Source organism: Aequorivita viscosa (assembly GCF_900106795.1).
Classification (GTDB): Bacteria; Bacteroidota; Bacteroidia; order Flavobacteriales; family Flavobacteriaceae; genus Aequorivita; species Aequorivita viscosa.
Genome location: NZ_FNNS01000021.1, coordinates 1 through 14,530, shown reverse-complemented (window position 1 = coordinate 14,530; position 14,530 = coordinate 1). Strand labels below are relative to the sequence as shown.

General features: G+C 35.7%; 12 protein-coding genes. 8 read left to right on the top strand and 4 right to left on the bottom strand.

All coding sequences use genetic code 11. The features are described from left to right. Positions 1 to 2,469 carry a hybrid sensor histidine kinase/response regulator gene (locus BLW28_RS11885; protein ID WP_073220193.1) on the bottom strand — a complete coding sequence of 823 codons (2,469 nt, stop codon included), beginning with the start codon at positions 2,467 to 2,469 and terminating at the stop codon, positions 1 to 3. Between the two features lie 442 nt (positions 2,470 to 2,911). On the opposite strand from BLW28_RS11885, the gene BLW28_RS11880 reads away from it, so the two are divergent. Next, the gene (locus BLW28_RS11880; protein WP_073220196.1) at positions 2,912 to 5,104 is read left to right on the top strand and encodes a TonB-dependent receptor; all 2,193 of its coding nucleotides are present in this window, start codon (positions 2,912 to 2,914) and stop codon (positions 5,102 to 5,104) included. A 124-nt stretch (positions 5,105 to 5,228) separates the two neighbouring features. Here BLW28_RS11880 and BLW28_RS11875 read toward each other — a convergent pair whose 3' ends face one another. Further along, complete coding sequence (locus tag BLW28_RS11875) at positions 5,229 to 5,666, bottom strand: hypothetical protein (RefSeq protein WP_073220199.1); 438 nt, start codon at positions 5,664 to 5,666, stop codon at positions 5,229 to 5,231. A gap of 182 nt (positions 5,667 to 5,848) precedes the next feature. On the opposite strand from BLW28_RS11875, the gene greA reads away from it, so the two are divergent. Next, entirely contained in the window at positions 5,849 to 6,325 is a 477-nt protein-coding gene (gene greA / locus BLW28_RS11870; RefSeq protein ID WP_073220201.1) for a transcription elongation factor GreA, read from the top strand. Between the two features lie 3 nt (positions 6,326 to 6,328). Beyond that, complete coding sequence (locus BLW28_RS11865) at positions 6,329 to 6,718, top strand: HIT family protein (RefSeq protein WP_073220203.1); 390 nt, start codon at positions 6,329 to 6,331, stop codon at positions 6,716 to 6,718. On the opposite strand, the gene BLW28_RS11860 is transcribed toward BLW28_RS11865, so the two are convergent. After that, a complete protein-coding gene (locus BLW28_RS11860; protein ID WP_073220205.1) occupies positions 6,713 to 7,060 on the bottom strand; it encodes a hypothetical protein in 348 nt (115 codons plus the stop codon). The two genes, BLW28_RS11865 and BLW28_RS11860, sit on opposite strands and share 6 nt — an antisense overlap. Before the next feature lie 3 nt (positions 7,061 to 7,063). Further along, the gene (locus BLW28_RS11855; protein ID WP_073220208.1) at positions 7,064 to 8,233 is read right to left on the bottom strand and encodes a sensor histidine kinase; all 1,170 of its coding nucleotides are present in this window, start codon (positions 8,231 to 8,233) and stop codon (positions 7,064 to 7,066) included. 152 nt (positions 8,234 to 8,385) lie between these two features. Between BLW28_RS11855 and BLW28_RS11850 the strand changes: the two genes are divergently transcribed. The 5 genes from BLW28_RS11850 to BLW28_RS11830 all read left to right on the top strand — a co-directional run. Beyond that, on the top strand, positions 8,386 to 9,270 hold the full coding sequence (locus BLW28_RS11850; RefSeq protein WP_073220211.1) for a flavin reductase family protein: 885 nt from the start codon (positions 8,386 to 8,388) through the stop codon (positions 9,268 to 9,270). 46 nt (positions 9,271 to 9,316) lie between these two features. Next, a complete protein-coding gene (locus tag BLW28_RS11845; protein WP_073220213.1) occupies positions 9,317 to 9,694 on the top strand; it encodes a DUF3127 domain-containing protein in 378 nt (125 codons plus the stop codon). Positions 9,695 to 9,792: 98 nt separating this feature from the next. Then, the gene (gene aat / locus BLW28_RS11840; RefSeq protein ID WP_073220215.1) at positions 9,793 to 10,434 is read left to right on the top strand and encodes a leucyl/phenylalanyl-tRNA--protein transferase; all 642 of its coding nucleotides are present in this window, start codon (positions 9,793 to 9,795) and stop codon (positions 10,432 to 10,434) included. Positions 10,435 to 10,718: 284 nt separating this feature from the next. Beyond that, positions 10,719 to 12,689, top strand: coding sequence for a LysM peptidoglycan-binding domain-containing protein (locus BLW28_RS11835; RefSeq protein WP_073220218.1), 1,971 nt, complete (start codon positions 10,719 to 10,721; stop codon positions 12,687 to 12,689). Positions 12,690 to 12,779: 90 nt separating this feature from the next. Beyond that, positions 12,780 to 14,530: hypothetical protein (locus BLW28_RS11830; protein WP_143036874.1), on the top strand; the 1,751-nt coding region annotated here is incomplete at its 3' end.

The following is a 14,530-nucleotide window of genomic DNA, read 5'->3' as shown; positions in this document are numbered from 1 at the left end:
TTATACCTTTTTCAATTCATTCAACAATACGTTTGCCCAAAATTCCAATTCTTTTAAATCGCTTTCCATTTCAGCTTTTTCTATTTTATTTACAGGGTATGATTCCATTTTCTCTAAAATTGAAATAATTTTTACAGCCTTTATTTGACGGCTCATCGTTAACATTCGGTGTGCTGTATCTTTAATTGCTTCTACATTATTTTCATTAACCGCTTCTTTTAAAAAAGTCAAATCTTTTTCAGTTTGTTTATTAAATAGCGCGAGTATTTCCCGAAGTGATTCGGTCGAGTTCACGAAAGATTTTAATAGTGATAAATCAAAATTTCCGTTTTTATTAGCATCATTTGTATTTAACTCTGTTGAGGTGTTTTTATTAAAATTTGACACCTCTAATATAGTTATGTGCTTTGGAAAAATAGTTTGCAGCACTTTATTTAAAGATTCTCGGGTAAAAGGTTTGGGCAGCATTTCGTCAAACCCCTGATTTAAGTAGAATTCTCTAGTATGTTCGCGACTTCCCGTCATTGCAATTACTGGCTGCTTATTATAAAAATCAACTTCGTTCCGTTTCACGCTTTTTAGAACCGAAAACCCATCGTTGTTTGGCATTTGAATATCGGTTAAAATAAAGTCAAATTCGTAATCTGTTTTTGAATTTTGAAAACTAAGCAAGCCATCAAAACTTTGCGTTTCAACTCCCATTTGTTGTAACATTTCCTGCGTTAATGAACGGAGGCTGTGGTCGTCGTCAATTACAACACCTTTCAAATTTTTAAAAGCAACACGTTCTGTTTCGGGTTTTTTATGAAAAAATGTTTTAGAATTCTCCAGAGAGAGTGTTAAAGTAAACTTGCTTCCTTTGCCTATTATACTTTGCACTTTTAAAGTTCCATTTAAAAGCTCAGTAAGTTTTTTGGATATTGCTAAACCCAAACCGCTACCACCAAATTTGTGAGCAATATTAGATTCGGCTTGGGTAAATTCATTAAAGATAAGTTGTTGTTTTTCCTCTGAAATTCCAATTCCTGTATCAATTACAGCAATTTGAATTGTAGAAACTTGCTTCTTTGTTTTTAATAATTCAACTTTTATTTCAACGCTTCCTTCTGCAGTAAATTTAAAAGCATTGCCAACTAAATTGTTTATAATCTGTCGAATGCGTAGCGGATCGCTTAAGAAGATTTGACCTTTTAATGTCTCTGGAATTGAAATTTTTAATGCAACAGGCTTGTCGGGATAAAGTTGTTTTACGGCATTTCCAGCTTCAATAAGTATATTTTCTAAAGAAAAAGGAGTTTTTTCAATGGAAAGCTTTCCTGCTTCAAGCTTAGAAAAATCTAATAAATCATCTACGAGTTGCGATATAAAGTGGGTGCTTGAGGTTATTTGCGACAAATAGTACTTCTGTTTTTCAGAGAGGGTGAAATTTTCAAATAATTCGGAATACCCGCTAATACTGTTTAAAGGAGTTTTTAAATCGTGACTAACTGTCGAAATTAGTTGTTCCCTGCTTTTTAATAAATATTCGGCGTAGGCTTTCGATTCTTCTAAGTTCTTTTTATAACGTTCTGCCCTAAAAAAGTCTGAAAGAATTAAATATGAAAAAATTAGCATTGCCACCCCGCCGATTATTCCAGCATATTTTAAAACAGCACCAGCTCTTTCGATGGTAGCTTTACGTTTTTCAAGTTCTAATTTGTTCTTTTTTGTTATTTCAGAATCGAAACTGGCAATAATTTCCCTTAACCGTTCTGAAATATTAAGGTCGTTTCGGATAAGTTCATTCTCTTTCTGTAGTAAAGATTTGCTAATTCGTGAGTTTGCTTTTTTGGCTTCAGAAACAATGTATCGCGAGGCAGCCAACATAGAATCTACTGTTTTAGATTTTACGGTTGCCGTATCGCGTGCGGGACTATTGTTTAAATATTCGGCATACGATTGCCAAATGCGCCGTTCTCGCTTGCTAAGTTTTGACGGGTCTTTGTAAAGTGTTTCTACAGAAATTACTCCAATGGAAGCCTCTAACTTTTGAACTTCTTTCATTATTTCATCGAGAGAAGTATCTTTTTTATTTGTCAGGGTTAAAATGCGTAATTGCTCAATATTCTGACTTTTTTCTATGAGAAGCGATTTAACACTATCTAATTGCTTTAGTTGAAACTCGTTGGTAGAAAGCGATTTAATTTCCTTTATTTTAAGGAATAACGAATCTGTTTTAAGCATGTATTTTTCAAAGTCACTATCTTCTTCTGTTAAGAGCGCTATTCTCGCAAATCCATCGGCTTCATAGACTAGATTGATGAGCGATCCTGTTTCAATAAATTTCTTCTCGCCGAAACTGTCAATGTTTTGTGATGTTAACTTTTCAAATTCTGAATATAAAAAAAGCGCGACTAATACCGATAACACACCCAAAACTAAATAGCTGAGGATTATCTTAAATGTGAATTTATTTCGGGAGGCAGACATTTTTCAAATGTAAATACGATACAAGTTCGCATTTATTAATAATATGGTAAAATTATAGAAATGAAAAAAGCGATTTTCAAATTTATTCAAAAATGAAAAGAAAGCGATTGTCATAAAACTAAAAATGCAGATTGTTGAACTGAATTATAAAAAGGATTGTATCTTTGCCGAACATCTCAAAGGGGTGCTAAGGGATTAACGATTGTAGATATCTGATTGAATATTTTGATTTTTTAAAATCTAAAGTTTGCAATTTAAAATCGTTAATCATTCTGGCTGAGATTATACCCAAAGAACCTGGGCAGGTAATGCTGCTAAGGGAAAACACATAGGAACCCCCTGTAATAATACGCGACGTATTGTTTCAGGGATTTTTAATTTAAACCATTTAACAAACCAAGAATAACGCCCCTTTTATTCGTAAAATTTAAAATTATTACGAATGAAAAAGTTATTGATTTCTGCAGCTTTCACTGCAATTTTTATTACTTCGAATGCGCAGGAAGCACTTCAGGAAAAAGCGCAGGATTCCTCAAAAATTGAATCATTAGACGAAGTACTAGTTCAAGCCATCCGCGTTAACGCAGATTCTCCAATTACACACTCAAATTTAGACAAAGAAGAACTCGAAAACCGAAATTTAGGCCAGGATATTCCATATATGCTAAGTTATATGCCATCGGTTGTAACAACGAGCGATGCTGGAGCTGGTGTGGGTTATACGTATATTCGAGTTCGTGGGAGTGATGCTTCTCGTGTAAATGTAACACTAAATGGAATTCCGTATAACGATTCCGAAAGTCAAGGTACATTTTGGGTAAACTTACCAGATTTTACCTCCTCCGTTCAAAGTTTGCAACTTCAGCGTGGGGTGGGCACATCTACAAACGGTTCTGGTGCTTTTGGAGCTAGTTTAAATCTGTTGAGCGATGCGGTTTCAAATGAAGCTTATGGGGAGATTTCAAATTCGTTTGGAAGTTATAATACACGTAAGCACAACGTCAAGTTCAGTACAGGCTTGCTTTCCGAACATTTTGAATTGGCTGGAAGGTTGTCGACCATCAAATCTGATGGTTACATAGACAGAGCCAGTTCCGATTTAAAATCTTATTTTCTGCAAGGAGCATTTGTTGATGACAACACCTTACTAAAAGCTTTAGTTTTTGGAGGTAAGAACATAACTTACCAATCTTGGAACGGTCTTGAGGATCCAGAAAAACTTGAAAACGACAGAACCTTTAATACGGCAGGAATGTATACTGACGCGGACGGTAATGTTCAGTTTTATGACAATGAAATCGACGATTATGCACAGGATCATTATCAATTGCTTTGGAATCAACGTTTCGATAATAATTGGAGCACAAACCTATCTTTCAACTATACACGAGGACTAGGGTATTTTGAGCAGTACAAAGAAGATCAGAAGTTTACTACTTATGGTTTCGAGCCTATTCAAATTGGGGGCGATACAATAAATAGAACAGATGTTATCCGTCGTCGCTGGTTAGACAACCATTTTTACGCAGTAAATGCAAATGTGAATTACAAAAACAACAAAATCGATTTTACGGGTGGTGCATTTTATAGCTACTACACTGGCGACCATTATGGCGAAGTTATTTGGGCACGGTATGCAAGCACTTCTGAAATTAGAGACCGTTATTACGACAGTAATGGCGAAAAGAGTGAGTTTACTGTTTTTTCAAAAGCAACCTATAGACTTAATGACAAGTTGAGTGTTTTTGGAGACTTGCAAGGAAGGTTTTTGAATTACAATACAACTGGAATTACTTCAGATTTGGTGTTGATGGAAATTGATGAGGATTATGCTTTTTTTAATCCGAAAGCAGGACTAACATATATGTTGAATTCAGGGAATCAGTTCTATTTCTCATACGGTAAAGCACATCGCGAACCTTCGCGAAACGATTATGAGCAAGGCATTATTACACCAGAAAAGTTAGATGATTTTGAATTAGGCTGGCGTTTCGCATCAGCTAAAACAAAGGTGAATACCAATTTATTTTATATGCATTACAAAGACCAATTGGTGCTATCAGGTGAGTTGAATGATGTTGGGGCAGCGTTGCGAACCAGTAGCGGTAAAAGTTACAGATTAGGGCTAGAGGTAGATGCAGAAATTCAGCTATTTAAAAACCTGAGAACGCTGCCAAATATCGCCTTAAGCACGAATAAAAATGTAGATTTTGTTACTTCGCTAAATGGTGAATTGGTAAATCTTGGAAATACGAATATTTCATTTTCACCATCCGTTGTTGCTGGGAATATGTTGGAATATTCACCAACAACAAAATTACAATTCGGACTTCTTACTAAGTTTGTTGGCGAACAGTATATGGGCAATATCGATAGTGAAGCTTCTAAGCTCGATAGCTACTTTATCAACGACTTAAATATCGTTTACACATTGGATAACCTTCCTTGGATTAAAGAAATAGTCTTTTCTGGATTAGTAAATAACATCTTCAACGTGAACTATATTTCTAACGGATATTTTTATACTTGGGATGATGATTTTAGTAATCCAGGAACGGTTACTACTGTAGAAGGTGCTGGGTATTATCCACAGGCTACAATCAATTTTTTAGTTGGAGCTACAATAAAATTTTAGTAAAATAATTTAGACCCCGCTCGAAATTTGCGGGGTCTAGTTTTACTATATGTTAATTTCGTAAAGAACCAAAGTTAGGTTGCCGAGCAAAGAAAAAGCACGGTTGTTTAACGAAGCCGAAGCATTAATTACTTATAACAATACTATTGCCATTTCTTTCAGCGCGGTATTGTTGCATCGGATATTTGGTGTCAGGTTCAACGGTGTGTTGTCCAGAGATAATGTAATAGCTATTCTCTTCATTGGGGCAAGGACAGGTTGCAATTATGCCACTAATCTCCATTCTTGAGCAGCTATTAGGAACGTGATTCGGGTCTGTTAAATCAAATGCCAAATAATAATCGTCGCTCACACAATAAACAACAATTCCTTTGATACCTTGGGAAGTGATTATGTGATTTCCCGGAAATTTTAACGGATTATATTCAGGAAGGTTTAGATTTAACGTCATGCTAACCACAGGATTCGTTAAGTACGGATTTTTACTTTGCTTCACGTCACTTTTTGAACAAGACAATGCGACTAACGAAATTAGAAGTATAAAAAGGGTGTTTATTTTCAAAATATTAAATTTTAGGCCGAAATTACAACAAAATATAAAGCAAGTAAATTTTTTGTATATTTGTTGACACAATCCCGTCACTGTATGGGATTTTTTTAGTTTATTAATGTTAGTCCCGCCACGAGTCGGGATTTTGTTATATTATAGAATATGTATGTTCTGCATACACAAACGATGAAGTTATGAGTAAAGTATCTTATTACACACCTGAGGGGTTAAAAAAATTGAGAGATGAATTGGATAATCTACGTGATGTAGAACGTCCGAAAGCCTCAAATGCTATTGCTGAAGCGAGAGATAAAGGAGATTTGAGCGAAAATGCTGAATATGATGCTGCCAAAGAAGCGCAAGGAATGTTGGAGCTTAAAATTGCCAAATTAGAAGAAACTCTTGCCAATGCCCGATTGATAGACGAATCGCAATTAGACTTGAGCAAAATTTTAGTACATTCTACTGTGAAGATTAAAAATCAAGCAAACGGAATGGAAATGAAATATAAACTAGTCGCTCAAAGTGAAGCAGATTTAAAGTCTGGAAAAATTTCTGTAGATTCCCCTATCGGAAAAGGATTGTTGGGAAAGAAAAAAGGTGAAGTAGCCGAAATACAAGTTCCAAATGGAATTCTTAAATTTGATATCTTAGAAATTTCAAGAGACTAACCAATGGCATCACTATTTACAAAAATAATTACAGGAGAAGTTCCCAGTTATAAAGTAGCCGAGGACGAAAATTTTATTGCTTTCTTAGACATTAACCCCAATAGTAAAGGGCACACACTATGCGTTCCAAAACAAGAAATCGATAAGATTTTTGATATGGGCGAACACCTGTATTTACAATTAATGCAGTTTTCTAGAAAAGTAGCTATCGCTCTTGAAAAAACGGTTCCTTGTAAGCGCGTTGGAATGGCTGTAGTTGGCTTGGAAGTGCCACACGTACACGTACATCTTATTCCGCTGAACAATATGGACGATATGCGATTTACTAAAAAAATAGCAATGACTTCAGATGAATTTCAAAATTTAGCAAAGGCTATCAGCCAGAATTTATAGCGACGAAATTAGAGCATAAGTAACTGCTGCCATTACTGCAACGCCAGAAATAATTAAAATATAAAATAGCGGCTTTACCTTAAGATACAGTCTTTTGGTTTCCGCTATTTTTTTATTGTAGTTATATACACGCTCAATATCGGTTGTCCAATTTACGGGGTATATTACATTTTTGCAATTTTTACAATAGAGCGATTCATCTATTTTAGAATTCGGTTTGTAGCAAAAAGCGTTTTCCTTTTCATTTTGGGTGAAAACGAGTTCTAAACCATCTGTGCTAAAACAAGTGGGACAGTTATTTTTTAAAATTGCAGTGTGCAACGTATTAGTTTTTTCACTCATTTCTCAACTATCAATTTTTAGCATAATTTCCATAGTCGTTCCTTGATTTGGAGCGCTTTTTAAAACGTGGATTTTACCTCTATGGTATTCTTCTATAATTCGTTTTGCTAAAGAAAGTCCTAAACCCCAACCTCGTTTTTTGGTGGTATAGCCAGGAACAAATATTTTTCTAGCTTCACTTTTTGTAAAGCCCTTGCCTGTATCGGTAATACGAACAAACGCGTGCTTGGTGTTTTGTTCTATTGAAATTGTAATTTTTCCTTTTCCTCTCATCGCGTCAATTCCATTTTTTACTAGGTTTTCAAGGGTCCAACTAAAAAGTTGTGGATTCATATCAACAAATATGGGGCTTTCTGGAATATTGAGTTGGAATTCAATCAATTTTGAAGTACGATTTTTCAAATAATGAAATGTGCTCTTTGTTTCCGAAACCAAATCGCATCGCTCGAGTTTTGGTACAGATCCTATTTTTGAAAATCGATCGGTAATGGTTTCCAAACGCTGAATGTCTTTTTCTATTTCCTGAACATAATCTTGATTGATATTTTCAGTTTTTAAGATTTCCGTCCAGCCAATTAAGGATGAAAGCGGAGTGCCAATTTGATGTGCCGTTTCCTTTGCCATTCCTGCCCAAAGTCGGTTTTGCTCTGCAGATTTAGAAGTCCTGTAAAAGAGATATACCGCCAAAATAAACAGAAATATTATCAGGATCAACGCAACTGGATAAAATTTAATTTTTGTTATTATGGGCGAATTTCCGTAGTAAATTACAGCAAGAACTTGGTCTTTATGTTTTACTTCTAAAGGGTCGTATTCAGAAACAAACTGCTTGATTTTTTTATTCCGTGCTTTTTCATTTTTAAGGATGTCTTCATCAATGTTTTTTCCACTGTAAATGTCTTCTTTAAGTGTATGAAGAATCATTGGGGTAGTACTGTTGCTCTGTATAATTGTTAGTGCAAAATCAATTAAATTGTTGTCTTGGTCTAACAAATTTTGAGCTAAAGTGGCTTGTGCCAGTTCTTTATGGGCAACCGCCCAAATCTCCATTTTGGTTCGTTCATTTTCCTTAAGCTGATTAAAAAAGGTGTACGTATTCCACAGAATAAGAGAAACAATAAAGATTGAAGTTAAAATAAACCCCCAGCGCGAGAGTGATTTGTTGCGTAACATAAAATATGCTTTTCTAATTGGCCTTTACTCACTTTCCAATAGTAAAAAACGGAAAACAGTAAATGTTAGGTTTAAATATAAGGCAAATATGTTGATATTATTGTACAACCATATTTTTATAAGCTGTAATCTTTTGGGTACATTTGCGCTCTATGATTTCAATTTTACCACAAGATTTATCTACGGCAAAATTACACGGGTACCTTTTAGGTGCCGTATCGCCTAGACCAGTTGCATTTGCAAGCACTATCGACAAAAAAGGAAATGTAAATCTTTCGCCTTTCAGTTTTTTTAATGTGTTTAGCGCAAAACCACCCATATTGGTTTTTTCACCAGCTAGGCGCGGTCGTGACAATACGACAAAACACAGCTATGAAAATGTGCTGGAAGTGCCAGAAGTGGTAATTAATATTGTGAGTTTTGATATGGTGCAACAAACTTCACTCGCTTCAACAGAATATGCTAAAGGAATTAATGAATTTAAAAAAGCAGGTTTTACAGAACTTAGTTCAGATATCGTAAAACCGCCCAGAGTAGCTGAAGCACCTGTACAATTGGAGTGTAAAGTAAATGATGTAATTTCGTTAGGAAAAGAAGGGGGCGCAGGAAATTTGGTTATATGCGAAGTGGTGAAACTTCATATAAAAGAAGATGTTCTTGATGAAAATGGTGCTATTGATCCTTTTAAAATTGATACTATTTCGCGTCTTGGAGGAAACTGGTATAGCCGCGCAAAAGAAGGTCTTTTTGAAGTAGCCAAACCATTAACAACATTAGGAGTAGGTGTCGATGCGCTTCCAGAAGAAGTTCGATATAGTAAGATCCTGACGGGTAACGACCTAGGGGTTTTGGGTAATGTTGAAGATTTTCCAAATTCAGAAGAAATTAATACCTTTATAGGTGCTTCCGAAGAGCTAAAAGGCATTGCAAATTCGGGTAATGTCGACATAATTCACAAAAAAGCACAGGAGTTTCTTAACAAAGGTGAAGTAGAAAAAGCTTGGAAGCTCTTATTAGGATCAAAAAATGATGGTTAATAAGAAATAACAAATAGAGAACAGAAACGATTAATATACTTTTACGATGGAATTACAAGGAAAAATTAAACTGATAGATGAAACTAAAACTTACGGGAATAACGGTTTTAGAAAACGTGAGCTGGTTATTACAACAGAGGAGCAATACCCACAGGTAATAATGATAGAATTTGTACAAGATAAAACTGATTTACTGAATGCATTTAAAGTAGGGCAGGACGTAAAAGTGAGCATTAATATTCGTGGTCGCGAATGGGTTAACCCACAGGGTGAGACCAAATATTTTAACAGTATCCAAGGTTGGCGAATTGAGAATTTATCAAAAGCTCCTGCTGGCGGAGACATGCCTCCTATGCCACCTGCTGAGGCTTTTGAACCTGCAAATGATTTTAATGAAGAGGAACACGACGACCTTCCTTTCTAATACGAAATTTCCGATTATTTTGTTACAATAAATGATAACCCTCGAGGAGTTTAAAATACTTCGAGGGTTTTTAATTGAATAAACCCGGCAACTTTAGCGTGTACAAACTAACTTCCGAACTAATTTTTCCGAATCCAACAGAGGCTACTTCAGATGGTTTGCTGGCTATTGGAGGAGACCTTTCGGCGGCACGGTTGTTACTTGCGTATAATTCTGGAATTTTCCCTTGGTTTGGCCGGAACCAACCAATTCTATGGTGGAGTCCAGATCCGAGAATGGTTCTTTTTCCAGATAAATTCAGGGTATCTAAAAGCTTACGAAAAACCTTACGAAGTGAGAAGTTTAAAATCACGTTTAATAAGGATTTTGAACGTGTAATTTCGTATTGTGCCAACGTGCCACGAAATGGGGAAGTAGGAACTTGGATAACATTAGAAATGCAAAGAGCTTATATAGCATTGCATACATTGAGGCACGCAGTTTCTGTTGAGGTCTGGCTTAATAACCATTTGGTTGGTGGGCTTTACGGAATCAATCTTCCAGACAAAAAAGTGTTTTGTGGCGAAAGCATGTTTAGTTTGGTTAATGATGCCTCAAAAGTAGCATTTTACCATCTATGCCAGTATCTTCAAACCCTTGATTATAAATTAATAGATTGTCAAATTTATAATACACATTTGGAAAGTTTAGGTGCTTTTGAAATCCCTAGAAACGAATTTTTAGATTATCTTTGCACCTAGTTTTTTAGAGTTTATTTTATTTAAATATTTGAACTTTTTAAAGCGAAATTTTATTGAAGTTTTCTATTGTTTAATCGTTAGGAAAATTCAATAAACTCAGCTTTTTAATTTAGATAAATCATAGAATAACACTGAATTTCATTGCTTTTTTAGCTCTAGAATGCTACCTTAGCGTAAAACAACCATTATAGTAAACCTAAAAACTTTTGACCCCACTAAATGATGTTTCAATCAAACAATCTCAGTTTTCAGGGTCGTAGTTATAAATTTTAACTGCGATTTATATGAAACTAATTATCGCTTTCTTTTTTACTGTTCTTCTGTGTTTTAACATCGGGAATACGCAAGAAACAACGATTAAACACACTGTAGCTAGCGATGAAAGTCTTGTTGATATAGCTAAGCGTTATAGTGTAACAGTAGAGGATATTCAAAAGTATAATCCAAGTGCTGTAAATGGCGTTCAAGAAAATGATGTTTTATTTATCCCAAAATCATCAACGCCTTCTTCTTCTAACACTCAACCATCACAATATACAGTACAACCTGGCGATACTAAATACAGTCTTTCTAAACGATTTGGATTAACTATTGCCACATTGGAGAGTCTAAACCCGCAAATTGTTCCTGTACTAAAGGTGGGTGCAATACTGCAATTAGATGAGTCAAATTTAACCATCAACGACGCTCCAAATGATGCAATGTATGTGGTTCAAGCAGGTGATACTAAATACGGATTGTCAAAGAAATTTGGAATTTCAATCGGTCAACTTGAACGAATTAATCCGCACACAGTTCCTGAGTTGTTAATAGGCCAGACGCTTACATTTGTTGATTCAAATATATCAACTACTCATACTTCTGAAGCAGGAATTGCGGATGCGGAAATGAGTACTCCTGAAATATTAAACAATAAAAAAGAAACAAATAATTATGTAGCTGAAGTAGTTACATATAATTCAAGTGGAGCTGTTAATTATACGATTAAGCCAGGGGAAACCCTGTACGGTCTTTCCAAAGCGGCAGGAATTACTATCGATGAGCTAATTGCATTAAACCCGAAATTATCAACATCGGTGCAAGCAGGCATGATGATAATTTTGCCATCTCCAAATTCAACAGTGAGCAATGAGAGTGCTATCGGGCAAATTAAAACTTCAAAATTGAATTTTGAAAATACAGACCTTAGAAAATCATTAGTGTTAGATAAAAATAAGAACCTGATCTTTTTACTTCCATTTTCATTAAAAGAGTTTAATGACAAAAATTGGGTAGCAAACCACCAGAATGAAAGTGTTCAATATAATAGAGATTTTTTTAGAGGAGCAATTATGGCGATGGATTCAGCTAAGTCGTTAGGCCTTAAATTTCAGTTTAATGCAGTTAATACGGGAGTTTCAAAATTGTCGTCTGATCTTGTGACGAAAGCCGAAAAAGCCAATGTGAATTCCTACGATGCGGTTATCCTTCCATTTTTCGAAAAAAGTGTGCAAGACCTGGCAGCGGTGGTCAATGAAAATATACCGGTTGTTACGACTTCAAATTTAAATATAGGCAAAGAAACTTCAAATTTATTCGAAGCAGTGCCGTCTGTTATTGAACAACGAAAAGTAATGTTAGATTATTTAGCTTCAAAAGATAACAGGAATATTATTGTGATAAATGACGACAGTAGAAACGAAAGCCGCGAATTTATTTCAGCTAAAACACCAAATGCACGATTTGTTCAAGTGAAAGATAATGGAATTTTTAATGCCGATGATTTAATAGGTAAGCTTCAAAAAAAATCAAAAAACTATGTTGTACTCGACACAGATAAAAGTGGTGTTTTTATAAGCGCAACCAATTCATTACTGAAAGAAATGTCTAATTATTCAATACAATTAGTGGTGTTGGAATCTGCTTTAATGCCTGATGAAATTGATGTATCAAGAAAACGGTTTGTTATTTTAAACTTACTTTACCCATCATTTTCGAATGTTGCGACAATGCGAAATGAAAAAACATTCAGAGCCATTTATAAAAAACAATATAACTCAGAACCATCTACAATGTCAAGTTATGGTTTCGATATAACCTTTGATACGCTTTTGCGACTGTTTCAACCAGATAGTTTTGAAAATGTTTCTGAAAAAATAACAGTATATAATACATTGTGGTTTAAATATTCAAAAAATGAGCAAGGATATTATAGTAATTCCGGCGTAAGTATATTTCAATTTGAAACCAATGATACACGTTTACAAGTTAAATAGATTGACGTTTATATCTTTAAATAAGTAGAGATTGTATTTTAAAAAATCTAATGTTTAAGTGCTTAAAATTATGAGCTTTTCATGCGAAAAATGAATCCCCTAAGCAGATTGCAATTCTTTTCTGTACTTTTTCTGATGTTGTTTGCTGGTAGTTTTTATTCCTACTCGCAATGTCCTTCTGTAACTGAACCGATACAATCATTCTGTAACATTCCAACTCCTTTAATTGCTGACCTTGTTGCAACCGACAATGGAGGCGGTGTGCAATGGTTTGCTACTCCAACTTCCCAACAACCAATCGCGAGTACAGTTCCATTAATTAATGGAAGAACTTATTATGCAGACGATATTACGGGTGTTTGTGGCACAAGGGTTTCTGTGGTTGTTGATATTTTAGGACCGCCTGTTGGTCTAAATTTTCAAGGAGTTTGTGTTGATAACCCAAATGACGCTACAATCTCCGACCTCTTTGTTGTTGGCAACAACGTAAGGTGGTATGCCACACCTGTAGGAGGCGTCCCTTTACCTCCTTCCACAGTTTTAGTAGACAATACTTTGTATTATGCAGATCAAGGAAATCCTATAACAGGATGTAGGACCTCTAGATTAAATGTGTTTGTTAATGTTGGTGTTGTTCCTGTATCAACGGGTGATAGAATTCAGGAGTTTTGCGATGATCCCCAATCGCCACCAACGATAGCCGATCTCGTAACGAGTGAAGATCAAAATAATTGGTATGCCACTTCAACATCTGCAATACCGTTAGATCCTAATACGCCTTTAGTCAATGGAACATCTTATTTTGCGAGTACTGTAGATTCTCCATGCGAAAGTATAGAGCGTTTTGAAGTTATTGCTATTCTTTTTGCTCCAAACAATTCGGGTCAAGACGGCAATATCGCTTTTTGTGAAACAGCTATTACACCTAATCAGACTTTGGATTTGCTTACTGTTTTAGGGGGAGCTCCTTGGAATGATGGTGTTTGGACAGGGCCTCTCCCAACTACCAACGGTGGTTTTGGAACAGTGGATGTTACAGAAATGACTGTTTTGGGAAGCCCATATGTTTTCACATACACTGTTAGTTCATCTGTTTTATGCGATCCTAGTTCTTCGACAGTATCTGTTTCTATAATCGAAGAATTTGATCCAGGGATTGACGCTTCCATACATCTTTGTGACAACAATGATTCAGTCGATTTATTTACAATTTTGGAAGGTAATCCTGATCCAGGAGGCATTTGGAGCCCTACACTTTCTAGTGGTACAGGTGTTTTTGACCCAAGTGTTGATACCGCAGGAATTTATACTTATACTATTAGTGGAGTTTGGCCGTGTGGAGATAAGAGTGCAAATGTTACAGTTACTTTAACGAATTCGTTATCTGCAGGTGTTGATAGCGCCTTAGTTAGCTGTAACATCGATGCTCCAGTAGATTTGTTTACAATTCTAGGCGGGTCACCCGATGTTGGTGGAACTTGGAGTCCAGTGCTTACAAGTGGTACAGGGGTTTTTGACCCAAGTGTTGATCCTGAAGGAGTTTATACATATACCATTTTGGGAACAGCTCCGTGCGGTGATGATAGTGCAATAGTAACAGTATCCGTAAATCCAGCACCTGATGCAGGTGTAGACGGAACAATTGATTTATGTAACAATGATGATCCATTAGATTTATTTACAGTTTTAGGTGGCACACCCGATGCTGGCGGAACTTGGAGCCCTGTTCTCACAAGCGGTACAGGTGTTTTTGACCCAAGTGTTGATGCTGCAGGAACTTATACATACACCGTAATAGGCAATGCTCCTTGTGGTAATGCTACTGCAAATATTACAGTAAG

What these genes read in the sequence shown, in the direction of transcription:
- BLW28_RS11885 (WP_073220193.1), bottom strand. Translation starts at nt 2,469, where the DNA reads ATGTCTGCCTCCCGAAATAAATTCACATTTAAGATAATCCTCAGCTAT.
- BLW28_RS11880 (WP_073220196.1), top strand. Translation starts at nt 2,912, where the DNA reads ATGAAAAAGTTATTGATTTCTGCAGCTTTCACTGCAATTTTTATTACT.
- greA (WP_073220201.1), top strand. Translation starts at nt 5,849, where the DNA reads ATGAGTAAAGTATCTTATTACACACCTGAGGGGTTAAAAAAATTGAGA.
- BLW28_RS11865 (WP_073220203.1), top strand. Translation starts at nt 6,329, where the DNA reads ATGGCATCACTATTTACAAAAATAATTACAGGAGAAGTTCCCAGTTAT.
- BLW28_RS11860 (WP_073220205.1), bottom strand. Translation starts at nt 7,060, where the DNA reads ATGAGTGAAAAAACTAATACGTTGCACACTGCAATTTTAAAAAATAAC.
- BLW28_RS11855 (WP_073220208.1), bottom strand. Translation starts at nt 8,233, where the DNA reads ATGTTACGCAACAAATCACTCTCGCGCTGGGGGTTTATTTTAACTTCA.
- BLW28_RS11850 (WP_073220211.1), top strand. Translation starts at nt 8,386, where the DNA reads ATGATTTCAATTTTACCACAAGATTTATCTACGGCAAAATTACACGGG.
- BLW28_RS11845 (WP_073220213.1), top strand. Translation starts at nt 9,317, where the DNA reads ATGGAATTACAAGGAAAAATTAAACTGATAGATGAAACTAAAACTTAC.
- BLW28_RS11835 (WP_073220218.1), top strand. Translation starts at nt 10,719, where the DNA reads ATGAAACTAATTATCGCTTTCTTTTTTACTGTTCTTCTGTGTTTTAAC.